The sequence below is a fragment of the Pseudomonas sp. NCIMB 10586 genome (assembly GCF_023127895.1).
Taxonomy (GTDB): domain Bacteria; phylum Pseudomonadota; class Gammaproteobacteria; order Pseudomonadales; family Pseudomonadaceae; genus Aquipseudomonas; species Aquipseudomonas synxantha_A.
This window is the reverse complement of sequence record NZ_SPKQ01000047.1, coordinates 258,837-283,726: the sequence shown is the minus strand read 5'-3', so window position 1 is coordinate 283,726 and position 24,890 is coordinate 258,837. Positions and strand designations below refer to the sequence as shown.

17 protein-coding genes are annotated in these 24,890 nt (G+C 61.1%); 14 read left to right on the top strand and 3 right to left on the bottom strand.

Annotated features, from left to right (window positions below; translation table 11 throughout):
* Positions 1-111 precede the first annotated feature (111 nt).
* Complete coding sequence (locus E4P01_RS23395) at positions 112-2,331, bottom strand: primosomal protein N' (RefSeq protein WP_216090625.1); 2,220 nt, start codon at positions 2,329-2,331, stop codon at positions 112-114.
* A gap of 215 nt (positions 2,332-2,546) precedes the next feature.
* On the opposite strand from E4P01_RS23395, the gene rpmE reads away from it, so the two are divergent.
* The 3 genes from rpmE to E4P01_RS23380 all read left to right on the top strand — a co-directional run bounded on the left by rpmE (position 2,547) and on the right by E4P01_RS23380 (position 5,052).
* Complete coding sequence (rpmE, locus tag E4P01_RS23390) at positions 2,547-2,780, top strand: 50S ribosomal protein L31 (RefSeq protein ID WP_005784030.1); 234 nt, start codon at positions 2,547-2,549, stop codon at positions 2,778-2,780.
* A gap of 14 nt (positions 2,781-2,794) precedes the next feature.
* Positions 2,795-3,601: a thermonuclease family protein gene (locus E4P01_RS23385; protein ID WP_216090626.1), complete on the top strand. Its 807-nt coding sequence runs from the start codon at positions 2,795-2,797 to the stop codon at positions 3,599-3,601.
* A gap of 182 nt (positions 3,602-3,783) precedes the next feature.
* Positions 3,784-5,052: a malic enzyme-like NAD(P)-binding protein gene (locus tag E4P01_RS23380; protein WP_005784034.1), complete on the top strand. Its 1,269-nt coding sequence runs from the start codon at positions 3,784-3,786 to the stop codon at positions 5,050-5,052.
* A 207-nt stretch (positions 5,053-5,259) separates the two neighbouring features.
* Here the strand turns inward: E4P01_RS23380 and E4P01_RS23375 are convergent, their stop codons facing one another.
* Complete coding sequence (locus E4P01_RS23375; protein WP_032878312.1) at positions 5,260-7,725, bottom strand: penicillin-binding protein 1A; 2,466 nt, start codon at positions 7,723-7,725, stop codon at positions 5,260-5,262.
* A gap of 230 nt (positions 7,726-7,955) precedes the next feature.
* On the opposite strand from E4P01_RS23375, the gene pilM reads away from it, so the two are divergent.
* The 10 genes from pilM (at position 7,956) to hemE (ending at position 22,423) form a co-directional block, all read left to right on the top strand.
* Positions 7,956-8,612, top strand: coding sequence for a type IV pilus assembly protein PilM (gene pilM / locus E4P01_RS23370; protein ID WP_032881135.1), 657 nt, complete (start codon positions 7,956-7,958; stop codon positions 8,610-8,612).
* Positions 8,609-9,163 carry a PilN domain-containing protein gene (locus tag E4P01_RS23365; protein WP_005784037.1) on the top strand — a complete coding sequence of 185 codons (555 nt, stop codon included), beginning with the start codon at positions 8,609-8,611 and terminating at the stop codon, positions 9,161-9,163. The genes pilM and E4P01_RS23365 overlap by 4 nt, the downstream gene beginning before the upstream one ends.
* On the top strand, positions 9,160-10,131 hold the full coding sequence (locus E4P01_RS23360) for a pilus assembly protein PilP (protein WP_216090627.1): 972 nt from the start codon (positions 9,160-9,162) through the stop codon (positions 10,129-10,131). Before E4P01_RS23365 ends, E4P01_RS23360 begins: the two co-directional genes overlap by 4 nt.
* A 69-nt stretch (positions 10,132-10,200) precedes the next feature.
* Positions 10,201-11,526 carry a type IV pilus secretin PilQ family protein gene (locus E4P01_RS23355; protein WP_078820091.1) on the top strand — a complete coding sequence of 442 codons (1,326 nt, stop codon included), beginning with the start codon at positions 10,201-10,203 and terminating at the stop codon, positions 11,524-11,526.
* Between the two features lie 4 nt (positions 11,527-11,530).
* A complete protein-coding gene (gene aroK, locus E4P01_RS23350) occupies positions 11,531-12,049 on the top strand; it encodes a shikimate kinase AroK (RefSeq protein ID WP_005784043.1) in 519 nt (172 codons plus the stop codon).
* 125 nt (positions 12,050-12,174) lie between these two features.
* Complete coding sequence (gene aroB, locus E4P01_RS23345; RefSeq protein ID WP_032878306.1) at positions 12,175-13,275, top strand: 3-dehydroquinate synthase; 1,101 nt, start codon at positions 12,175-12,177, stop codon at positions 13,273-13,275.
* A 10-nt stretch (positions 13,276-13,285) separates the two neighbouring features.
* The gene (locus E4P01_RS23340) at positions 13,286-14,851 is read left to right on the top strand and encodes an AAA family ATPase (protein ID WP_216090628.1); all 1,566 of its coding nucleotides are present in this window, start codon (positions 13,286-13,288) and stop codon (positions 14,849-14,851) included.
* 355 nt (positions 14,852-15,206) lie between these two features.
* Positions 15,207-19,652 carry a glutamate synthase large subunit gene (gltB, locus tag E4P01_RS23335; protein WP_032878304.1) on the top strand — a complete coding sequence of 1,482 codons (4,446 nt, stop codon included), beginning with the start codon at positions 15,207-15,209 and terminating at the stop codon, positions 19,650-19,652.
* Positions 19,653-19,684: 32 nt separating this feature from the next.
* Positions 19,685-21,103, top strand: a complete 1,419-nt coding sequence (locus tag E4P01_RS23330; RefSeq protein WP_003187920.1) for an FAD-dependent oxidoreductase — start codon at positions 19,685-19,687, stop codon at positions 21,101-21,103.
* Between the two features lie 252 nt (positions 21,104-21,355).
* Entirely contained in the window at positions 21,356-22,423 is a 1,068-nt protein-coding gene (gene hemE, locus E4P01_RS23325) for a uroporphyrinogen decarboxylase (RefSeq protein WP_046070564.1), read from the top strand.
* 122 nt (positions 22,424-22,545) lie between these two features.
* On the opposite strand, the gene E4P01_RS23320 is transcribed toward hemE, so the two are convergent.
* Positions 22,546-23,814 (bottom strand): MFS transporter, encoded by a 1,269-nt coding sequence (locus E4P01_RS23320; protein ID WP_216090629.1) that lies wholly within the window; start codon positions 23,812-23,814, stop codon positions 22,546-22,548.
* Between the two features lie 124 nt (positions 23,815-23,938).
* Between E4P01_RS23320 and E4P01_RS23315 the strand changes: the two genes are divergently transcribed.
* Positions 23,939-24,832 (top strand): LysR family transcriptional regulator, encoded by an 894-nt coding sequence (locus tag E4P01_RS23315; protein ID WP_216090630.1) that lies wholly within the window; start codon positions 23,939-23,941, stop codon positions 24,830-24,832.
* Positions 24,833-24,890 lie beyond the last annotated feature (58 nt).

Sequence of the window (24,890 nt, the reverse complement as noted above, 5' to 3'; positions counted from 1 at the left end):
CTTTCAATTAGCCTTTAAATTAAAAGCCTTCAAGACAGTTGCTCCCACATTTAAGGGGGGGGCACATTTCATAATGTGGGAGCTGGCTTGCCTGCGATGACGTAATTACCCTCAATATAAATCTACCGGGTCTACATCTAACGACCATCGCACCTGCCGGCCGCTGGGCATTTGCTCCAGCTCAAGCATCCAGCTACTTAGCAGTCGATGCAGCGGCGCACGGGAGGTTGCCTGCAAGAGTAGCTGAGCCCGATAACGCCCGGCACGCCGCTCCATGGGCGCAGGCACAGGGCCGAGCAGTTCGATACCGGTCAGGCCCAACTCGCCCAGCAAGCGTTCAGCAACGCTGCAGGCTTGATCGAGGAAACCTTCGGCCTGGCCGGGTTTGTGGGCTTCGGCACGCAGCAACGCCAAGTGCGCAAAGGGTGGCAAGCCGGCAGCGCGGCGTTCACTCAAGGCCTGCTCGGCGAAGGCAAAATAGCCTTGTTCCGTCAGTTGAATCAGCAGCGGGTGGTCGGCCAGGTGCGTCTGGATAATCACCTTGCCCGGCTCTTCGGCGCGTCCGGCGCGCCCTGCCACCTGCACGATCAACTGCGCCATGCGTTCGCTGGCGCGGAAATCCCCGGAGAACAACCCGCCGTCGGCATCCAGGATCGACACCAGGGTCACCCGTGGGAAGTGGTGCCCTTTGGCGAGCATCTGCGTGCCGATCAGAATGCACGGTTGACCTTTCTGAATGGTGGCAAACAACTGGTTCATTGCATCTTTGCGCGACGTGCTGTCGCGGTCGACCCGTAGCACCGGGTAATCCGGGAACAGAATGCCCAGACGCTCTTCGGCGCGCTCGGTGCCGGCCCCGACCGGGCGCAGGTCGACCTTGCCGCACTGCGGGCAATGGCGTGGCACCCGCTCTACATGACCGCAGTGATGGCAACGCAATTCGCCGTGGCGCTGGTGCACGGTCATGCGCGCATCGCAGCGCTCGCACTCGGACATCCAGCCGCAGTCATGGCACAGCAGTGTCGGGGCAAAGCCGCGACGGTTGAGAAACACCAATACTTGCTGGCCCGCGGCGAGGGTCTGGCCGATGGCCTGTTGCATCGGACCGGAAATACCGCTGTCCAGCGGGCGGCTTTTCACGTCCAGGCGCAGGAAGCGCGGTTGTTTGGCGCCGCCGGCGCGCTCGTTCATGCGTAGCAGGCCATAGCGGCCGGTGTAGGCGTTATGCAGGCTTTCCAGGGACGGCGTGGCCGAACCCAGCACAATCGGGATGTCTTCCTGACGTGCGCGTACCAGCGCCAGGTCGCGGGCGTGGTAACGCAGGCCTTCCTGCTGTTTATAGGAGCCGTCGTGCTCCTCGTCGATGATGATCAGCCCGGGGTTTTTCATTGGGGTGAACAGCGCCGAACGGGTGCCAATGATGATGTCTGCCTCGCCGTCCCGCGCCGCCAGCCACGACTCCAGGCGCTCACGGTCATTGACCGCCGAGTGCACCAGGGCGATGCGCGCGTTGAAGCGCTGCTCGAAACGCGCCAGGGTCTGTGGGCCCAGGTTGATCTCCGGGATCAGCACCAGTGCCTGCTTGCCGGCCTGCAAGGTTTCGCGGATCAGTTGCAAATACACTTCGGTCTTGCCGCTGCCGGTGACGCCGGCCAGAAGGAAGGCGTGGAAGCTGTCGAAACCGGCGCGGATCGCCTCATAGGCAGCGCGTTGCTCGGGGTTCAGCGGCAGCTCCGGCTGGGCCAGCCAATGTTCGTGGCGTGGGTCTGGGGCGTGCTTGCGGATTTCCACCTGCACCAGTCCCTTGGCCAGCAGCAGGTCGAGGCTGTCTTTGCTCAGCATCAGCTTGCTCAACAACTGGTGGGCCACGCCATGGGGGTGCTGGGCCAATGTGGCCAGGGCTTCGCGCTGGCGCGGGGCGCGGGCGATGCGCGGGTCGTCGAGGCGCGCGCCGGGCACCATCGACCAGAAACGCTCCTGGCGCGCTTCGGCCAGTTCGCCCTGGCGCAGCAGCACCGGCAGCGCCCAGCTCAAGGTATCGCCCAAGCTGTGCTGGTAATACTGCGCAGTCCACAGGCACAGCTTGAACAGTGCCGGCGGCAGTGGCGGTGTGGCGTCGAGGATGGCCAGGGCCGGCTTGAGCTTTTCCGCCGGGACCTCGCTGTGGTCCGTGACCTCCACCAGAATGCCGATCATTTCCCTGCGCCCAAACGGCACACGCACGCGCATCCCCGGCTGCAACTGCGTCCGCAGCACGCCGGCCGGGGCCCGGTAATCGAACAGGCGGCGCAGGGGGGAGGGCAGGGCTAGGCGCAAAATGGCGTCGGGCACGCGGGGCATCTCATATAAAGGCAGGCAGTGGTGCAGGGGCGCGAGCCTAGCAGAGCGGGGAGGGCTTGGGTATGCCATGGTTTTCTGATGAAAGGAGGTTTTTGGTCAGTAGCGCCGCTTGCGCGTTTAAAAAGGTCTGGTAGAATCCGCGGCCTAATTACGTGCGGTATTCGACAATAGTGTCGAGTGGCGGCACGCTAGCCCGAGGAAGTGCCATGAAAGCCGATATCCATCCAGCGTACGAAACCATCGAAGTTACCTGCAGCTGCGGCAACAAGTTCGAAACTCGTTCGAACCTGTGCAAGCCACTGGGTACTGACGTATGCAACGAGTGCCACCCGTTCTACACCGGTAAGCAGAAAACTCTGGACACCGGCGGCCGTGTACAGCGCTTCGCAGATCGCTTTGGTGCTTTCGGCAAGAAGCCTGCTGCTACTCCAGCAGAGTAAGGCTCAAAAGCCTTATGGGCTTTTGCCAGCTGTTGAAAAAGGCGTCCCTTGCGGGCGCCTTTTTTGTGCCCGGGATTTGGCTGGTAACCGCCCAGGCCGCGGTATTCTGCCCGGCACCCGCTTCCGTGGCGCGGGTAGAAGTGCAGCGCGTGGTGGACGGCGACACCGTACGCCTCAAGGATGGCCGCAGCGTGCGGATGATCGGCCTCAATGCGCCGGAAACCGGCAAGAAGGGTCGTACTGACGAGCCGTTTGCCGTCGCCGCCCGCCAGCGTCTACAAGCGTTGGTGCAGGCCAGTGATGGGCGTGTCGGTTTGGTGCCTGGCCGCGAGGGCAAGGATCATTACGGCCGCACCCTGGCCCACCTCTACGGCGCCAATGGCGAAAACCTGGAAGCGCAATTGCTCGCCGAGGGCTTGGGCTTCCAGGTGGGGGTGGCGCCGAATGTAGACCTCGCCACCTGCCAGCAGGCGGCGGAAAACAGCGCCCGCCAGGCGCGCCTGGGGCTGTGGCGCCAATCGCCGGTGCAAACGGTGGCGCAACTCAAGCGCTCCGGGTTTGCGCTGGTAACTGGCCGAGTCAGCAAGATCGAGCGCAATCGCGGTGGCATCTGGATTGAAATCCAGGGGTCACTGGTATTACGTATTGCCCCCGATCTGATCAGTCAGTTCGATCCGGCCATGCTCAACGGTCTGCAAGGTCGCACTATTGAAGCGCGCGGCTGGGTGCAGGATCGCTCCCGCCGTGGGGGTTTGAAAAGAGGTCAATCACGCTGGCTCCTGCCAATAACCGATCCCGGCATGCTGAAATCGACGCTTTGAATAAAAAATTGTAGACATTTTTTATTTCGATTGTGAACAGTTGAGCCCTTGTATCCCGTGGCTCTTGGCCAAAAGTCGTAGCCCAGGGCCCTTGACACCTGTGACTGCCCAGTCTTGTAGGGACTTTGCGACACGCGTATCCTCGGCGGTCCGTCGACCAACAGTAAAAGCGGAATGCCGATATGTCTGATTTGAAAACTGCCGCTCTCGAATACCATGCCCATCCTCGTCCAGGAAAGCTGAGTGTAGAGCTCACCAAAGCCACTGCCACTGCTCGCGACCTGTCGCTGGCCTACAGCCCTGGTGTTGCCGAGCCCGTACGTGAAATCGCCCGTGACCCAGAACTGGCGTACAAGTACACCGGCAAGGGCAACCTGGTTGCAGTGATTTCCGATGGCACCGCGATCCTTGGCCTGGGTAACCTCGGCCCATTGGCTTCCAAGCCAGTCATGGAAGGTAAAGGCGTGCTGTTCAAGCGCTTTGCCGGCATCGACGTTTTCGACATCGAAGTCGATTCCGAGAGCCCGCAGGCTTTCATCGACACGGTCAAGCGCATTTCCATCACCTTCGGTGGCATCAACCTGGAAGACATCAAGGCACCTGAGTGCTTCGAGATCGAAAAGGCCCTGATCGAACAGTGCGACATCCCGGTATTCCACGATGACCAGCACGGCACCGCGATCGTTACCGCGGCCGGCATGATCAACGCCCTGGAAATCGCCGGCAAAACCCTGGGTGAGGCGAAGATCGTCTGCCTGGGCGCCGGTGCTGCGGCCATTTCCTGCATGAAGCTGATCATCAGCATGGGCGCCAAGCTGGAAAACATCTACATGGTCGACAGCAAGGGCGTGATCCAGTCCGAGCGTACCGACCTGAACCAGTACAAGGCGATGTTTGCCCACCCGTCCTCCAAGCGCACCCTGGCTGATGCCCTCGACGGTGCCGACGTGTTTGTCGGCCTGTCCGGCCCGAACCTGCTGAGCGCCGAAGGCCTGAAATCCATGGCGCCGAACCCGATCGTGTTCGCCTGCTCCAACCCGGATCCGGAAATCTCGCCTGAGCTGGCTCACGCCACCCGTAGCGACGTGATCATGGCTACCGGCCGTTCCGACTACCCGAACCAGGTCAACAACGTACTGGGCTTCCCGTTCATCTTCCGTGGTGCCCTGGACGTTCGCGCCAAGCGCATCAACGAAGAAATGAAAGTAGCGGCTGCCAACGCCCTGCGTGAACTGGCCAAGCTGCCGGTGCCTCAGGATGTGTGCGACGCCTACGGTGGTGCCAAGCTGGAATTCGGTCGTGAGTACATCATTCCAAAACCAATGGATAAGCGCCTGATCACCCTGATCTCCGATGCCGTGGCCAAGGCCGCGATCGAGACCGGTGTAGCAACCCTGCCGTATCCAAAGAACTACCCGCTGCAAAGCGTGGATGATGTGTTCAACGGCTAAGCCGTTATAGCGCACCAACAAAAAGCCCCGGCTCGAATGAGTCGGGGCTTTTTTTATGGCAATTCTCTTGAAGCCTATAGAGGTCAAATGTGGGAGGGGGCTTGCTCCCGATGGCGGTGTATCAGTCGCCGTATTCATTGACTGACAGTCCGCCATCGGGAGCAAGCCCCCTCCCACATTTGGATCTATGTTGCGTCGTGGATCGGGTCAGAACAAATCGATCGGCGCGCCTTCATCCGCCGGCAGCGGGCTGCCCGGTGCCACGCCATTGCCCAGCTCGTTGACCGACGGCGGCGTGTCCTCGCTCTTGAACAGCTCGAAGTAAGCATTCGGCGTACTCGGCGACGCCGCACGTCCACTCACCGGGTCGATGCGCAGGCTCAGGATGCCTTCCGGTTCAGGCTGGGTGTGCAGCGGCTTGTCCTTGAGCGCGGCGCCCATGTAGCTCATCCAGATCGGCAGTGCGACGGTGCCGCCAAACTCACGGCGGCCCAGGCTTTCCGGCTGGTCGTAGCCAGTCCATACCGTGGTCACGTAGTCGCCGTTGTAGCCGGAGAACCAGGCATCCTTGGACTCGTTGGTGGTACCGGTTTTACCCGCGATATCCGCACGGCCCAGGGCCAGTGCGCGGCGGCCGGTGCCCTTCTTGATCACGTCCTGCAGGATGCTGTTGAGGATATAGGTGGTGCGGCCATCCACGATGCGCTCGGCAACCGCTGGCGCTTGCGGCTCGGTCGTTGCGGGAGCGTTTGCGGCCGGCGCTGTGCCTGGCGTGGGCTCGATGGTAATGCCGCCGTTACCCGGTGCTGCGAGACCATCGGTTGCCGCCACACCATTGACCACATCACCGGGCACCCGTGGTGGGTTGGCGGTGAACAGGGTGTCGCCATTGCGGCTTTCGATCTTGTCGATCAGGTACGGCGCAATCTTGTAGCCGCCGTTGGCAAAGGTGCTCCAGCCAGTGGCGATTTCCATCGGCGTAAGGGTTGCGGTACCCAGCGCCAGGGACAGGTTGGGCGGCAAGTCCGACTTGGCGAAGCCGAAGCGCGTCATGTAGTCGATGGTCTTGCCTACGCCCATGGCCTGCAGCAGGCGGATCGATACCAGGTTGCGAGACTTGTACAACGCCTCGCGAATGCGGATCGGGCCGAGGAAGGTGTTGGTGTCGTTCTTCGGCCGCCAGACCTTGTCCAGGTATTCATCGACAAACACGATCGGTGCGTCGTTGACCAGGCTGGCGGCGGTGTAGCCGTTGTCCAGTGCGGCGCTGTAGACGAATGGCTTGAAACTTGAACCCGGCTGGCGCTTGGCCTGTATCGCACGGTTGTAGTTGCTCTGCTCAAAGGCGAAACCGCCGACCAGTGCGCGGATTGCGCCGTTCTGCGGATCGAGGGATACCAGGGCGCCTTGGGCGACCGGCACCTGGCTGAACTTGAGGCTGTCATCCTTCTGGCGTTGCACGCGGATCAAATCACCCACCTTGGCCACGTCGGACGGCTGCTTGGGCATCGGCCCCATGCTGTTGGTGTTCAGGAACGGGCGCGCCCATTTCATGCTGTCCCACGCCACGTGGGCTTCACCGGCGCGGGTCAGCACTTGAATGCCGTCTTTGGTCACCTCGGTGACGATGGCCGGCTCCAGGCCGCTGATCGAGCGCTGTTTGCCCAGTTCGGTGGTCCAGGCACTCAGGGTCTTGCCCGGCAGGCGCGACTCGGGGCCGCGGTAGCCGTGACGTTGATCATAGGTGATCAAGCCTTCGTGTACGGAGTGGTTGGCGATTTCCTGCAAGTTGCTCGGAACCGTCGTGGTCACGCGAAAGCCTTCGGTGTAGGCATCGCTGCCATAACGGCCAACCATTTCGGCGCGGGCCATTTCGGCGATGTACGGTGCATTCACTTCCGGCGTCGGCACGTGATAGCTGGCGTTCAGCGGCTCGGCCACGGCGCTTTCATAAGCGGCCTGATCGATCTTGCCCAGCTTGTACATGCGCCCCAGGATCCAGTCGCGACGTTCTTTACTGCGCGCCGGGTTGGCCAGCGGGTTGAAGCGCGACGGCGCCTTGGGCAGGCCGGCGATCATGGCCATCTGCGCCAGGCTGGCGTCACGAATCGATTTGCCATAGTAGACCTGGGAGGCGGCCTCAATGCCGTAGGCGCGGTTGCCCAGGTAGATCTTGTTGACGTACAGCTCGAGGATTTCGTCCTTGGTCAGTTGGCGTTCAATCTGTAGCGCCAGCAGGATCTCGGTGGCTTTACGCGAAAAGCTGCGCTCGCTGGTGAGGAAGAAGTTCTTCGCCACCTGCATGGTGATGGTGCTGCCGCCGGATTGAATGTGTCCGCTCTTTACCAACTGCGTGGCCGCACGTACCAGGCTGCTGGGGTCGACGCCGTAGTGGTTGGCAAAATTGTCGTCTTCTGCCGACAGCAATGCACTGATGAAATTGGGTGGAATGTCGGCGAAACGGATCGGTGTGCGGCGCATTTCGCCGAACTCCGCGATCAGTTTTTCGTCGCTGCTGTAGACCCGCAAAGGAATCTGCAACTGGATACTTCTGAGGGCCTCTACGGAGGGCAAACCCGGACTAAGGTAGAGGTAGGCCCCGCTGAGTACGAGCAGCAGCCCGCAGACGATCGCGACAATGGAGTACCCGAAAAACTTCAGCAGACGAATCAAGGCTTTTGGATTTCCAGAGAAAAGAATGAGTTACGCGTCGGGGATGCATGGCAAACGATGGATCGACCCGGGCAGCAGATAAAAAAGCGGGAAAAAACGCTGGGCATTAAAGCATTTTTCAGCTTGGGGCGTCATTCGCGTGCCTCGAACAAGCCGACCGAATGCAGGGTGCCTGGCAGCAATCAAGCGAGATGACAGCCGGTATGACAGGGAAAGTTTTGGGGAGTTTTATGGGAAAGGGATTTTTCAGGCGAAAAGCCGACATCGTCTTGGGTGTCGACATCAATGACAGCGGTATCAAGTTGATCGAGCTGAGCCGTTCATCGGGTGGTTTCAGTGTCCAGGGCTATGCCACCCAGGCGCTGCCCGCCCATGCGGTCGTCGATGGCGCCTTGCTGGACGTCGAGGGCGTGGGGCGAGCCTTGCAACAAGCGTTATCCTGCCTGCGCACTTCGGCTCGACACGCCGCTGTGGCAGTGGCGGGCCCTTCGGTGATCACGCGGTTGATCGAGATGGATGCGGGCCTGCGCGACGAAGAAATGGCCTGGAAGATCCAGATGGAAGCCGACCAGTTCATTCCTTATCCATTGGATGAGGTGGCGATCGACTTTCAGGTCCAGGGCCCATCGGCCCAAGGGCCGCAGTGGGTTGAAGTCATGTTGGCGGCCTGTCTGCGCGAGCAGGTCCAGGCGCGAGTGGCGGTTTTAGCCCGGGCGGGGCTGGTGCCGCGGGTGGTCGATGTCGAAGGGTTTGCATTGGAGCGCGCTTGCCGTCAGGATTTTGCCAGCTTCACGCCGGGTCATCGAGTCGATGGTGCACAATGGGCCGTGGATGCCCAAGGGATGGGAGTGGCTTGCGGGTTGGCCCTGAGGAGTTTCGCTGGATGACACGAATCAATCTTTTGCCTTGGCGTCAGGCGCTGGCAGAGCGCAAGCGCAGGTATTTCATGGTGCTATTGCTGGCATTTGCCTGCCTGGCGCTGGCGGCCGTGTGGCTGGCTGACCAGGTGATCGACCAGGCGATAGATCGGCAAGTGAGCCGCAATAGCCGCTTGGGTGAGGAGGTGGCTACCCAGGATTCGCGGATCAGGACCATCGACGACCTGCAGGAACGAAGCCAGCAACTGGCCGAACGCATGAAGGTGGTGCAGGACCTGCACGACGCCCGCTCTTCCGGCGCCCGACTGTTCGAGCAATTGGCTCGTGCAATGCCTGAAGGTGTCCATCTGCATGAGGTGGTCGCAAACGGTGACACCATCAGCATTCGCGGCACGGCTGAAAGCAACCAGGACATTGCCCGGTTGATGCAGCAGCTCAAGCAGTCATCCCAGGGCTCCAGTTCGACTCGTCTGCAGCGCGTGCAGGCTGATGGAGCGCGCGGCGAAAGTGAGTTTCAACTGATGGTGCGCCAGGGGGAATCCAGCGAGGCGCAACCATGAGCCTGCCCAGGCTCGATTTCCCCACGCTCTTCTACAACGCTGCTAAATGGTCCTTGCCTGGCAAGGTCCTGCTTGGCTGTGGGCTGGCCGGTCTGGTGCTGCTGATAGGAGAGGCTGCGTACCTGAGCTCGTCACGTGAGCGATTGCATGGGTTTGAGGCGCGGGAGCAAACGCTACAGCAGCAGTTGGCGGAAAAAGCTGAACTGGCCTCCAGCCTTGAGGCGCGCACCGATCAGTTCAGGGCAATGGAGGGCAAGGTCACAGGTCTTCTACGTCAATTGCCCGGCCAGTCAGAGGTGCCGGCCTTGCTTGAAGACATCGCCCGATTGGCGGTTGCCAATGGAGTGTGGGTCGAGGGCATCACGGTGTTGGATGAAGAGCCTCGTCAGCTCTATATCGAGCAACCCATGCAAATCGGCGTGACCGGGGGCTACCACGACTTGGCAGCATTCGTCGGCGCCCTGGGTGGGTTGCCGCGCGTCGTCACCGTGCAGGATGTTGCACTGGGGCATGACGGCGCCTTGCTGCGTCTGAACATGCTGGCAAAGACCTATCGGCGTACCACGCAAAGCGCCAAGGCCCGCGAAGCGTTCGACCCGGCCCAGCCATTGGTCTACACCCCATCGTTTGTGCGCGACCCGTTTCAGCCGCCCGGTTTGCAAGTAACTCGCGTGCCGGGGCGACCGGCCCTTGCGCCGGATCTCGCTCGGCCACGGGGGCTGCTGGAAGGCATGAACATCGATCAGTTCAAAATGGTCGGCACGCTGTCGTTGGGGGCGCAGGCTTTTGCCCTGCTGCGTGCCGGATCCAGGGTGCACCGGCTGACGATTGGTGATTACCTGGGGCCGGATCATGGCCAGGTCACGGCCATTCAAGAGGGGTCTATCCACTTGGTCGAACGGTTTCCCGATGAACAGGGCGGCTGGCTCGAACGCCCGCGAACCCTTGTGTTGAACGTCAACTCATAACGGAATCAAACAATGAAAAGGACTTTCTCGTCCTTCGGTGTGGCGCTATGGATAGCGTTCACGGCACCGATGGCTGCTGCTGTGCCCAATCGCCTGGACCTGATCCACCTGCCGCCGCCCGACAGTGCAGCGTCGGTCAGCTATACAGGCACCCGGCTGAACCTGAATTTCCAGGACATCGACCTGCGGGCGGTCTTGCAGCAAATCGCCGATGTCGCCGGGCTCAACCTGGTGACCAGTGATGAAGTGCAGGGCTCAATTACCCTGCGGCTCAAGGATGTGCCTTGGGATCAGGCGCTGGATCTGGTGCTGCAAACCAAAGGTCTGGATAAGCGCGTGAAAGCCGGTGTGTTGCTGGTGGCACCTGCGGATGAGTTGGCCGCTCGCGAACTGCTGGCGCTGGAGTCGCGCAAGCAGATGGCGGAACTGGCACCGCTGCGTCGGGAGCTGCTGCAGGTCAACTATGCCAAGGCGGCGGACCTGGCCAAGCTGTTTCAGTCGGTCACAGGTTTTGAAGGCGCCACGGATGAGCGCGGCTCGGTGGCGGTGGATGATCGCACCAACAACATCATCGCCTACCAGACCGGCGAACGGCTCGAAGAGCTGCGGCGTATCGTGGCGCAACTGGATATTCCCGTCCGCCAAGTGATGATCGAGGCGCGAATTGTCGAGGCCAATGTCGACTACGACAAAAGCCTGGGCGTGCGCTGGGGTGGGCGGCTCAGTCATGGCAGGGGAAGTGTCGGAGGTATTTCCAAGCCCGTGGCAGACGGCGCCGAACCGCCGCAAAACCCGCCCAGCTCCCCGTTTGTCGACTTGGGTTCGCTGACCGGCACCTCGGGTCTGGGCGTGGCCTACATCACCGACAATCTACTGCTGGACCTTGAGCTGACAGCCATGGAGAAAACCGGCAACGGCGAAATCGTCTCGCAGCCCAAGGTGGTCACGTCCGACAAGGAGACGGCACGAATCCTCAAGGGCACCGAAATTCCCTATCAAGAGTCCACCTCCCAGGGCGCTACCTCGGTGTCGTTCAAGGAGGCTTCGCTTTCGCTGGAGGTCACGCCGCAAATCACCCCCGACGACCACGTGATCATGGCGGTCAAGGTCACCAAGGATGAGCCCGATTACTTGAACAGGCTCAATGATGTACCGCCGATCAAGAAAAACGAGGTCAACGCCAAGGTGCTGGTCAGGGATGGCGAGACCATCGTCATCGGTGGGGTTTTCTCCAATACCCAAAGCAAAGTGGTAGATAAAGTGCCATTTTTGGGCGATGTGCCGTATCTTGGCCGCCTTTTCCGGCGCGATGTGCTGGCGGAGAAAAAATCCGAGCTGCTGGTATTCCTGACTCCGCGTATCATGAATAACCAGGCGATTGCTGTGAGTCGTTGATTCTGTGCGAAATTTGATTCTTGTAGGGCCGATGGGGGCTGGAAAGAGCACCATCGGCCGTTTGCTGGCCAAAGAGCTGCGCCTGCCGTTCAAAGATTCCGACAAGGAAATTGAATTGCGCACGGGTGCCAATATCCCATGGATCTTCGATAAAGAAGGCGAGCTGGGCTTTCGTGACCGCGAGCAGGCGATGATTGCCGAGCTGTGTGGCTGCGATGGCGTGGTATTGGCGACCGGCGGTGGCGCCGTCATGCGCGACGAAAACCGTCGAGCGCTGTATGCCGGTGGTCGGGTAGTGTATTTGCATGCCTCGGTCGAGCAGCAGGTGGGCCGCACCGCCCGCGATCGCAATCGCCCGTTGCTGCGCACGGCCAACCCGGAAAAAACCCTGCGGGACCTGCTGGCGCTGCGCGATCCGCTGTATCGGGAAATCGCCGATCTGGTGGTGGAAACCGATGAGCGACCCCCTCGGATGGTGGTGCTCGATATTCTGGAGCGCCTGCAGCGGTTGCCACCCCGTTAAAGCCTGGCCCGAAATGCGCTATTCTCGGCGGCGCGCCATAACCTTGTGAGGTGTGGCGTAGAGCCATCAGGTGATGTCGGATTGCGACATTGCCGGTCGTCAATACATCTTCAACGCGGGGAAACATGCAGACACTTAAGGTCGATCTAGGCGAGCGCAGCTACCCGATCCACATTGGCGAAGGTCTGTTGGACCAGCCCGAACTGCTCGCGCCGCATATTGCCGGTCGGCAGGTGGCGATCATCTCCAACGAAACGGTTGCGCCCCTGTATCTTGAGCGTTTGAGCCGCAGCCTTGCGGCGTATTCGGTGATTTCCGTGGTGTTGCCCGACGGCGAAGCCCACAAGAACTGGGAAACCCTGCAACTGATCTTTGATGGCCTGCTGACTGCGCGCCATGACCGTCGAACCACCGTGGTTGCCCTGGGCGGCGGTGTGATCGGCGACATGGCCGGTTTTGCTGCAGCCTGCTACCAGCGTGGCGTGGACTTTATCCAGGTGCCGACCACCCTGTTGTCCCAGGTCGATTCTTCGGTGGGCGGCAAAACCGGTATCAATCACCCGCTGGGCAAGAACATGGTCGGTGCGTTCTACCAGCCACAGGCCGTGCTGATCGACACCGCTACCCTCAACACACTGCCACCGCGTGAGTTGTCGGCGGGCCTGGCGGAAGTCATCAAGTACGGGCTGATCTGTGACGAGCCCTTCCTGAGCTGGCTTGAAGAACATGTAGATGCCTTGCGCGCACTCGACCAGGTGGCCTTGACCGAAGCGATTTCCCGCTCCTGCGCCGCCAAGGCGCTGGTGGTCAATGCCGACGAACGGGAGTCCGGCGTGCGCGCTACCCTGAACCTGGGCCACACCTTCGGCCATGCGATCGAAACGCACATGGGCTATGGTGTGTGGCTGCATGGGGAAGCCGTAGCGGCTGGCACGGTGATGGCGTTGGAGATGTCGCAACGCCTGGGCTGGATCACCGCCCAGGAGCGTGATCGCGGTATCCGCCTGTTCCAGCGCGCCGGCTTACCGGTCATCCCTCCCACAGAGATGACCGAGGCAGATTTTCTCGAACATATGGCAATAGACAAGAAAGTGATCGACGGTCGACTGCGACTGGTACTGCTGCGCCACATGGGCGAGGCGGTGGTGACCGACGATTATCCGAAAGAGATTTTACAGGCCACGCTGGGAGCGGATTACCGCGCCCTGGCCCAGCTTAAAGGTTAATAAGATCCCGATGACTAGTTTGCATGCCGACGAGGCGTTCCTCGGCCATTATCACTTGAGCCATGACCCTTTTGCTCCACGGGTACCTGGTTTCAAATTCTTCCCTGCGCAGCGCAAGCCGGTATTGGGGCAACTGCATCATCTGGCGCGCTACAGCCAGTTGCTGCTGGTGGTCACGGGACCGTTGGGCAGTGGCAAGACCTTGCTGCGCCAGGCGCTGGTCGCCAGCACCAACAAGCAATCGGTGCAGAGCGTGGTGGTATCGGCCCGTGGCGCCGGTGACGCAGCGGGTGTACTGCGCCAGGTTGCGCAGGCCCTGGACGTATCCAACGCCGAGCCGAACGCGATTCTCAAACAGGTGGTGCAACTGGGCCTGACCGGCCAGGAAGTCTACCTGCTGGTCGACGACGCCGAGCAGCTTGACGAATCCGCGCTGGAAGCGCTGTTGGCGCTGGCCGCGGGCACGCCGGAAGGCCGCCCGCATGTGTTCCTGTTTGGCGAGTCGTCGTTGATCGCCGATCTGGAGCAGATCAGCGGTGAGCAAGAGTTGTTCCACGTCATCGAATTGCAGCCGTACGAAGAGGAAGAAACCCGCGAATACCTGGCTCAGCGCCTCGAGGGTGCAGGGGCCGGTATCGAACTTTTCTCCGCTGCGCAGATCTCTGATATTCACGAAAGCTCCGATGGCTGGCCTGGAAACATCAACCAGGTTGCCCGCGATGCAATGATCGAAGCCATGATTGCCAGCCGCTCTGCGGTCAAGCGTCCAAAGATGGGGTTCACTATGCCTAAGAAGCACGTATTGGCTATTTCCGCCGTTGTCGTGGTCGCTGTAGCCGCCGCCTGGTTGATCCCGGGTCGCAACAAGGCACCGACAACAACCGGCGCGCCAACTGAGCAGGCGCAGTTGCCACTGGGCAAGCCCACGCCAAATGTCGAATTCGCCAACTCCGGCCAACCAACCAATCTGCCTATGGTCGGCCAGCCTGTAATGCGCGGCCCGCTGGCTGAAGAAGCCGGTGGCATCTCCGAAGGCGACGACGGCGTGCCGGTGGAAGGCTCCAGCGCCACGCCGCCGACCGTGACCACCACCGCGCCACCAGCGGGCGTACCGGCCGGCACGCCAGCAACCCCAGTAGCGCCTGCCGCACCGGTTGCGCCAGTTGCCAAGCCGACCCCGGCGCCGACAGTAGCGACTGCCAAGCCCGCAGCACCAGTTGCCAAGCCGGCACCCGCGGCCAAGCCTGCTGAAAAACCTGCCGCTACCGTGGCCAAGGCCGGCGCCGCTGGCAGCAGCTGGTACAGCAGCCAGCCTACCGGCAATTTCGTGGTGCAGATCCTCGGCACCAGCTCTGAGGCCAACGCCCAGGCGTTCGTCAAGGAGCAGGGCGGCCAGTACCGTTATTTCAAGAAAGTGCTCAACGGCAAGCCTCTCTACGTGATCACCTACGGCAGCTTCCCAAGCCGCGCCGCAGCCGATTCTGCCATCAAGGCCTTGCCAGCGAAGGTTCAGGCTGGTAAACCTTGGCCTCGCACTGTTGCCAGCGTTCAACAAGAACTGGCAGCAACTCGCTGAAGATCCGGCGGCCTTACCCAGGCCGCCCTCCCGGCACCTCAAAAAACAATCGCAAGGCGTGCAGTCCCCCGCAAGGACCGTGCGCTTTGTGGTGTCTGCGCCACAGTAGCTTTTGAGTCGTAGCGGTCAGAATTAAAAAAGTTTTGACTAGCACAGCATATCGCTTTAAACCTTTCATAAATGCGACATAGATTTGCGACATTTCGTCGCTAAATTTGTGAGCGTCTGTGTCGGTGTGTACAATGACCTCCCTTTTGCCCCCGCTAAGCCGGCGTACGTTCGGCGTGGAAGGTAACCGGTTGAATTGAAAAGAAATTTGCCTCGATGTAAGAGGCAGCCTGGTGAGAAAGTGTCTATGAAAGCAGGTCTGTACCAACCCGATGAATTCAAGGATAACTGCGGTTTCGGCCTGATAGCCCACATGCAGGGCGAGCCCAGTCATACCCTTTTGCAAACGGCCATCGAGGCCCTGACCTGCATGACCCACCGCGGTGGGATCAACGCCGACGGCAAGACCGGTGACGGTTGCGGCTTGCTGATTCAAAAGCCCGACCAGTTCCTGCGCGCTGTCGCCAAAGAGCATTTTGCGGCCGACCTGCCCAAGCAGTACGCCGTGGGCATGGTGTTTTTCAACCAGGACCCGGTAAAAGCCGAAGCCGCTCGCGAGAACATGAACCGCGAGATCGTTGCTGCCGGCCTGCAACTGGTCGGCTGGCGCAAAGTGCCAATCGACACCAGCGTACTCGGCCGCCTGGCCCTGGAGCGCCTGCCGCAGATCGAACAAGTGTTCATCGCGGGTGACGGCCTGAGCGACCAGGACATGGCGATCAAGCTGTTCACGTCCCGTCGTCGTTCGTCGGTGCTCAACGCCGCCGACACTGACCATTACATCTGCAGCTTTTCCCACAAGACCATCATTTATAAAGGCCTGATGATGCCGGCGGATCTCACCGCCTTTTATCCAGACCTGAGCGACGAGCGCCTGCAAACCGCGATCTGCGTGTTCCACCAGCGCTTCTCCACCAACACCCTGCCGAAATGGCCGCTGGCCCAGCCATTCCGCTTCCTCGCCCACAACGGCGAGATCAATACCATCACCGGCAACCGCAACTGGGCCGTGGCCCGTCGCACCAAGTTCGCCAACGATTTGATGGACCTCGAAGAGCTCGGCCCGCTGGTCAACCGCGTGGGTTCCGACTCCTCCAGCATGGACAACATGCTTGAGCTGATGGTCACCGGTGGCATCGACCTGTTCCGTGGCGTGCGCATGATCATTCCGCCTGCGTGGCAGAACGTCGAGACCATGGACCCGGACCTGCGGGCGTTCTACGAATACAACTCGATGCACATGGAACCGTGGGACGGCCCGGCCGGCGTGGTCATGACCGACGGCCGCTACGCGGTGTGCCTGCTCGACCGTAACGGCTTGCGCCCGGCGCGCTGGGTCACCACCACCAACGGCTTTATCACCCTGGCGTCGGAAATCGGCGTGTGGGACTACAAGCCTGAAGACGTGATCGCCAAAGGCCGTGTCGGTCCTGGCCAGATCCTGGCCGTGGACACCGAAACCGGACAGATCCTCGACACCGACGCCATCGACAACCGTCTGAAGTCGCGTCACCCGTACAAGCAATGGCTGCGCAAAAACGCCCTGCGCATCCAGGCGACCATGGAAGACAATGACCACGGTTCGGCTTTCTACGACATCGACCAGCTCAAGCAATACATGAAGATGTATCAGGTCACGTTCGAAGAACGTGATCAGGTGCTGCGCCCGCTCGGCGAGCAAGGCTACGAAGCCGTAGGCTCCATGGGCGACGATACGCCGATGGCTGTGCTGTCACAGCGCGTGCGCACGCCGTACGACTACTTCCGCCAGCAGTTCGCCCAGGTGACCAACCCACCGATCGACCCGCTGCGCGAAGCCATCGTGATGTCCCTGGAAGTGTGCCTCGGTGCCGAGCGCAATATCTTCCAGGAATCGCCTGAGCACGCCTCCCGTGTGATCCTCAGCTCGCCGGTCGTTTCCCCGGCCAAGTGGCGCTCGCTGATGACCCTGGAGCGTCCAGGCTTCGACCGCCAGATCATCGACCTGAACTACGACGAGAGCCTCGGCCTTGAAGCCGCTGTGCGCAACGTCGCCGACCAGGCTGAAGAAGCTGTGCGCGCCGGCCGCACTCAGATCGTACTGACCGACCGCCATATCGCGCCGGGCAAGTTGCCGATCCACGCGTCCCTGGCGACCGGCGCGGTGCACCACCGGCTGACCGAAAAAGGCCTGCGCTGCGACTCCAACATTCTGGTGGAAACCGCCACTGCCCGTGACCCGCACCACTTCGCGGTGCTGATCGGCTTCGGCGCCTCGGCGGTGTACCCGTTCCTGGCGTATGAAGTACTCGGCGACCTGATCCGTACCGGTGAAGTGTTGGGCGACCTCTACGAGGTGTTCAAGAACTACCGCAAGGGCATCACCAAGGGCCTGCTGAAGATCCTGTCGAAGATGGGCATCTCCACCGTCACCTCCTACCGCGGTGCGCAATTGTTCGAAGCCATCGGCCTGTCCGAAGAAGTCTGCGAGCTGAGCTTCCGTGGCGTGCCGAGCCGTATCAAGGGCGCACGTTTCGTCGATATCGAAGCCGAGCAGAAAGCCCTGGCAGCCGAAGCCTGGAGCGCGCGCAAGCCGATCCAGCAAGGCGGCCTGCTCAAGTTCGTGCACGGTGGCGAATACCACGCCTACAACCCGGACGTGGTCAGTACCCTGCAAGCCGCCGTGCAGCAGGGCGACTACGCCAAGTTCAAGGAATACACGAGCCTGGTGGATAACCGCCCGGTGTCGATGATCCGCGATCTGTTCAAGGTGAAGACCCTGGACACGCCGATGGATATCGCCGAAGTCGAGCCACTGGAATCGATCCTCAAGCGCTTCGACTCCGCCGGTATTTCCCTGGGCGCCTTGTCGCCTGAGGCTCACGAAGCCCTGGCCGAAGCCATGAACCGCCTGGGTGCGCGTTCCAACTCCGGCGAAGGCGGCGAAGACCCGGCGCGTTATGGCACGCTCAAAAGCTCGAAAATCAAGCAGGTGGCAACCGGCCGTTTCGGTGTGACCCCGGAGTACCTGGTCAACGCCGAAGTGCTGCAGATCAAGGTTGCCCAAGGCGCCAAGCCGGGTGAGGGCGGGCAATTGCCAGGCGGCAAGGTCAACGGCCTGATCGCCAAGCTGCGTTATGCAGTGCCGGGCGTGACCCTGATCTCGCCGCCGCCGCACCACGACATCTACTCGATTGAAGATTTGTCGCAGCTGATTTTCGACCTCAAACAAGTCAACCCGCAGGCCCTGGTCTCGGTAAAACTGGTCGCAGAAGCGGGCGTCGGCACCATCGCCGCTGGCGTCGCCAAGGCCTATGCCGACCTGATCACCATCTCCGGCTACGACGGCGGCACCGGCGCTTCGCCGCTGACCTCGATCAAGTACGCAGGTGCGCCGTGGGAGCTCGGCCTGGCCGAAACCCACCAGACCCTGCGCGGCAACGACCTGCGCGGCAAGGTGCGGGTACAGACCGACGGTGGCCTGAAAACCGGCCTCGACGTGATCAAGGCCGCGATCCTCGGCGCCGAGAGTTTCGGCTTCGGCACTGCGCCCATGATCGCGCTGGGCTGCAAATACCTGCGCATCTGCCACCTGAACAACTGCGCTACTGGCGTGGCGACTCAGAACGAAAAACTGCGCAAGGACCACTACATCGGCACCGTCGACATGGTGGTGAATTTCTTCACCTACGTCGCCGAAGAAACCCGTGAGTGGCTGGCCAAGCTGGGCGTGCGTTCGCTGGAAGAGCTGATCGGTCGCACCGACCTGTTGGACATCCTCGAAGGCCAGACCGCCAAGCAACAGCATTTGGACCTGACACCGCTGTTGGGCAGCGATCACATCCCCGCAGACAAGCCACAATTCTGCCAAGTGGACCGCAACCCGCCGTTCGACAAAGGCCTGCTGGCCGAGAAAATGGTCGAAATGGCCGGCTCCTCGATCAGCGATGCCAGCGGTGGCGAATTCGCCCTGGATATCTGCAACTGCGACCGTTCCATCGGTGCTCGCATCTCCGGTGAAATCGCGCGCAAGCACGGCAACCAGGGCATGGCGAAAGCGCCGATCACCTTCCGCTTCAAGGGCACTGCGGGCCAGAGTTTCGGTGTGTGGAACGCCGGTGGCCTGCACATGTATCTGGAAGGCGATGCCAACGACTACGTGGGCAAAGGCATGACCGGCGGCAAGCTGGTTATCGTCCCGCCAGCCGGTAGCGTGTACAAGACCCAGGACAGTGCCATCATCGGCAACACCTGCTTGTACGGCGCCACGGGTGGCAAGCTGTTTGCCGCGGGTACTGCCGGTGAGCGCTTCGCCGTGCGTAACTCCGGTGCCCACACCGTGGTGGAAGGCACTGGCGATCACTGCTGCGAGTACATGACCGGGGGCTTTGTCGCGGTACTGGGCAAGACCGGTTACAACTTCGGTTCGGGCATGACCGGCGGTTTCGCCTACGTGCTCGACCAGGACAACACCTTCGTCGACAAGGTCAACCACGAGTTGGTCGAGATCCAGCGGATCAGCGGTGAAGCCATGGAATCCTACCGGAACCACTTGCAGCACGTGCTGGACGAGTATGTCGAGGAGACCGGCAGTGAATGGGGTCGCAACCTCGCCGAAAACCTCGATGATTACCTGCGTCGTTTCTGGCTGGTCAAGCCCAAGGCTGCCAACCTGAAATCGTTGCTTTCCAGCATCCGTGCCAACCCGCAGTGATATGCGCCTGAACAGTTTGATGAGGTTTTAACATGGCTGAACGTCTGAATAACGACTTCCAGTTCATCGATGTCGGGCGCAAAGATCCGAAGAAGAAACTGTTGCGTCAACGCAAGAAAGAGTTCGTGGAAATCTACGAACCCTTCAAGCCCCAGCACTCGGCCGATCAGGCCCACCGCTGCCTGGGGTGCGGTAACCCGTATTGCGAATGGAAGTGCCCGGTGCACAACTTCATTCCCAACTGGCTCAAACTGGTGGCCGAGGGCAACATTCTCGCCGCCGCCGAGCTGTCGCACCAGACCAACACCCTGCCGGAAGTCTGCGGCCGGGTGTGCCCGCAAGACCGTCTATGTGAAGGTGCCTGCACCCTCAACGACGGCTTCGGCGCAGTGACCATCGGTTCGGTGGAGAAGTACATCACCGACACCGCGTTCGCCATGGGCTGGCGCCCGGATATGTCCAAGGTCAAACCGACCGGCAAGCGCGTCGCGATCATCGGTGCGGGCCCGGCGGGCCTGGGGTGTGCCGACGTGTTGGTGCGTGGTGGCGTGACCCCGGTGGTGTTCGACAAGAACCCGGAGATCGGTGGTCTGCTGACTTTCGGTATTCCCGAGTTCAAGCTGGAAAAAACCGTACTGAGTCACCGTCGTGAAGTGTTCACCGGCATGGGTATCGAGTTCCGCCTCAATACCGAGATCGGCAAAGACATCACCATGGAGCAACTGCTCGCCGAATACGATGCGGTGTTCATGGGCATGGGCACCTACACCTATATGAAGGGCGGCTTTGCCGGTGAGGACTTGCCGGGCGTGTATGACGCGCTCGACTTCCTGATCGCCAACGTCAACCGCAACCTGGGCTTTGAAAAGTCGCCGGAAGATTTCGTCGACATGAAAGGCAAGAAGGTCGTGGTGCTGGGCGGTGGCGACACCGCGATGGACTGCAACCGTACCTCGATCCGCCAGGGCGCCAAGTCGGTCACCTGTGCGTATCGTCGCGACGAAGCCAACATGCCCGGCTCGCGCAAAGAGGTGAAGAACGCCAAGGAAGAAGGCGTGAAATTCCTCTACAACCGCCAGCCGATTGCGATCGTCGGTGAAGACCGCGTCGAAGGCGTGAAGGTGGTCGAGACCCGTCTCGGCGAACCGGATGCCCGAGGCCGTCGCAGCCCCGAGCCGATCCCGGGTTCCGAAGAAATCATCCCGGCTGACGCCGTGGTCATCGCTTTCGGTTTCCGTCCAAGCCCGGCGCCCTGGTTCGAGCAGTTCGAAATCCAGACCGACAGCCAGGGCCGCGTGGTAGCCCCGGAACAAGGCCAGTACAAGCACCAGACCAGCAACCCGAAAATCTTCGCCGGTGGCGATATGGTGCGCGGCTCTGACCTGGTAGTGACGGCGATCTTCGAAGGCCGCAATGCCGCCGAAGGGATCCTGGACTACCTGCAGGTCTGATCAAATTTCAGTCTGAAATGCGATCAAATGTGGGAGCTGGCTTGCCTGCGATGCAGGCAACTCGGTCTGTCAGCCAGACCCAGTTGATGCTATCGCAGGCAAGCCAGCTCCCACACAAACCTCATTTCACATTGAGGTTTGTGTTGCCAGTCATTGCGACAAATTGACCCGATAGACAAAAGGCTCCGCTCTTGCCGTGCCTTTTGCGTCGCGCTCTGAGAAAATGCCCGCACTTTTTTTGCGGATGCCGACATGACTGCCCTCAAGAACGACCGTTTCCTTCGTGCCCTGCTCAAGCAACCTGTAGACGTCACCCCCGTGTGGATGATGCGTCAAGCCGGTCGCTACCTGCCGGAATACCGCGCCAGTCGCGCCCACGCCGGTGACTTCATGAGCCTGTGCATGAATCCTGCGTTCGCCTGCGAAGTCACGATGCAGCCGCTGGACCGCTACCCACAACTGGATGCGGCCATTCTCTTCTCCGATATCCTCACCATCCCCGACGCCATGGGCCAGGGCCTGTACTTCGAGACCGGCGAAGGCCCGCGCTTCAGGAAAGTCGTCAGTACCCTGGCCGATATCGAAGCCTTGCCGATCCCTGATCCGCACAAAGACCTCGGCTATGTGATGGACGCGGTCAGCACCATCCGCCGCGAGCTCAACGGTCGCGTGCCGCTGATTGGCTTCTCTGGCAGCCCGTGGACGCTGGCCACCTATATGGTCGAAGGCGGTTCGTCGAAAGACTTCCGCAAGACCAAGGCCATGCTCTACGACAACCCGCAAGCCATGCACCTGTTGCTGGACAAGCTGGCACAGTCGGTGACCTCCTACCTCAACGGCCAGATCATGGCCGGTGCGCAAGCGGTGCAGATCTTCGATACCTGGGGCGGCAACCTGTCGGCGGCGGCGTACCAGGAATTCTCCCTGGCCTACATGCGCAAGATCGTCAGCGGCCTGATCCGCGAACACGAAGGTCGCAAGGTTCCGGTCATCCTGTTCACCAAGGGCGGCGGCCTGTGGCTGGAAAGCATCGCCGATGCTGGCGCCGATGCATTGGGCCTGGACTGGACCTGCGATATCGGCGAAGCCCGCCGTCGCGTTGGAAACCAGGTTGCGCTGCAAGGCAACATGGACCCCACTGTGCTGTACGCCAAGCCGGAAGCGATCCGCACGGAAGTCGGGCGCATCCTCGCCAGCTATGGCAAGGGCACCGGCCATGTGTTCAACCTCGGCCATGGCATCACGCCGGAAGTGAATCCGGAACATGCGGGTGCGTTCCTACGCGCAGTCCACGAACTCTCGGCGCAATACCACGAATAAAGCACAGAGCAAAAATGTGGGAGGGGGCTTGCTCCCGATAGCAGAGTGTCAGTCAACAGATTTATTGACTGAACCAGCGCTATCGGGAGCAAGCCCCCTCCCACATTAAAAGCCGGAAACCTTCAGACCTGCCCCAACGGCGGCAACTTCGCCAGCTTCAACGCCACCAGCAACGCGCCGATCAGTAGCGCGATAATGAATCCGCCAATCCCGTTCCACCCGGCAAAATGCCAGAAGAACCCGCCTGCCGTCCCGGCAATACTCGATCCCACGTAATAGCAGAACAGGTAAAGCGACGACGCCTGCCCCTTGGCTTTCACCGCACGGCGGCCGATCCAGCTGCTGGCCACCGAGTGGGCGCCGAAGAAGCCGAAAGTGAAGATCAACATGCCCGGCACCACCAGCCACAGCGGGGTGAACAGCGTCAGGGCCATGCCGGCGAGCATCAGCACGATGGTGGCCCACAGCACGCGGCGGCGGCCAAGGCGGTCGGCCAGAGAGCCGATCTTGGCCGAACTGTAGATGCCCGAGAGGTACACCAGCGACAGCAGGCCCACTACGGCCTGGCTCAGCTCATAGGGTGAGGCCAGCAGGCGATAACCGATGTAGTTGAACATCGTTACGAACGCGCCCATCAGCAGGAAGGCTTCCAGGAACAGCCACGGCAAGCCCGCATCCTTGAAATGCATGACGAAGCCATCCACCAGGCTGCGCGGCTTGAGGCTGCTGGCGCGGAAGTTGCGCGATGGTGGGAGGATCTTCCAGAACACAGTGGCCGCGATCAGGGCCAGGGCGCCGATGATCAACATTGCGGTGTGCCAGCTGACGAAGTCGATCAACACGCCGATGATCAGGCGCCCGCTCATGCCGCCAATCGCATTGCCGCCGATGTACAGGCCCATGGCCAGGCCTATGTGCTGGGGATGAATCTCTTCGCTGAGGTAGGTCATCGCCACGGCAGCCAGGCCGCTCAGGGACAGGCCCACCAGCGCCCGCATCAGCAGAATCCCCTCCCAGGTCGGCATCAGACCGCTGGCGATGGTGGCCAGCGCCGCACAGAACAACGCGGCGACCATCACCGGCTTGCGCCCCAGCCTGTCGGAAATTGGCCCGGTGACCAGCAGGCCGCAGGCAAGCATCGCGGTCGCCACCGATAGAATCAGGCTGCTTTGCGCCGCATTGATGGAAAACTCGTGGGACAGCGCCGGCATCATCGGCTGTACGCAATACAACAGGGCAAAGGTGGCAAACCCGCCGGAAAATAGCGCCAACACCGTGCGCATGAACATCGGCGTGCCTTTTTCGATGTACTCGTCATTGAGCTGCGCCACCACGTCATCAAGGGCTGAGGGCGGGGTGTGTTGGGCAAGTGGAGCAACAGCAGGATTCACGGGGGACCTCGGGGAGGAAAGTCTGCCAGGACTGACAATACGAAAAAGAATATAGCTGGCTAATGATTCTTTCCAATATATTGTTCGACCTGTTTGATAGGTTCTACGACCTAATGAGGTGTGCATGGAATTACGTCACCTGCGGTACTTCATCGCCGTCGCTGAAGAACTGCACTTTGGCCGCGCCGCGCAGGTGCTGGGCATATCGCAACCGCCCTTGAGCCAGCAGATCCAGGCACTGGAGCAAGAGGTGGGGGCGCGGTTATTTGAGCGTACCAATCGTCGGGTCGAGCTGAGCGAGGCCGGGCGCCTGTTCCTGCAAGAGGCGCGGCTGGTGCTGGCCCAGGTCGACAAGGCGGCAGACGTGGCGCGCAGAGCGCAATTAGGAGAGCTCGGGGAGTTGAAGATCGGCTTCACATCTTCCGCGCCGTTCAATTCCAGTATTCCCCAGGCGATCTTTGCGTTTCGCCAGGCTTTCCCGGCAGTGCACCTCAATCTGCAGGAGATGAGCAGCACGGAGGTGGCCGAGTCATTGGTGGATGAGTCGATCCAGGTCGGGCTGATGCGGCCTTTGCCGTTGCCTGATTCGCTGAGCGTGGTCGAGTTGATGCGCGAGCCGCTGGTTGCCGTATTGAGCGCCGGCCATCCGTTGGTGGAAGGCAGCGAGCGCGGCCTGCACCTGGCGCAGTTGGCGCAGGAACCCTTTGTATTTTTCCCACGCACCTACGGCAGCGGCCTGTATGCCCAACTGCTCAACCTGGCCCGCGACGCCGGGTTCAGCCCGCATTTTGCCCAGGAAGCGGGGGAGGCGATGACCATCATAGGCCTGGTGGCGGCGGGGTTGGGCGTGTCGGTGTTGCCGGCGTCTTACCAGCGTATCCGCATTGATGGCGTGGTCTACCGCACACTGCTCGACCCGGAGGCGATGACGGCGGTGTGGCTGGTGCAGCGCAAGGGCGTGCAAACACCGATGGCTAAGGGGTTTGTGGAGTTGTTGACGCACAGGGCATCTGAATAACGCCCTTGAGAACATGGCATATCTCATGTGGGAGGGGGCTTGCTCCCGATAGCGGTGG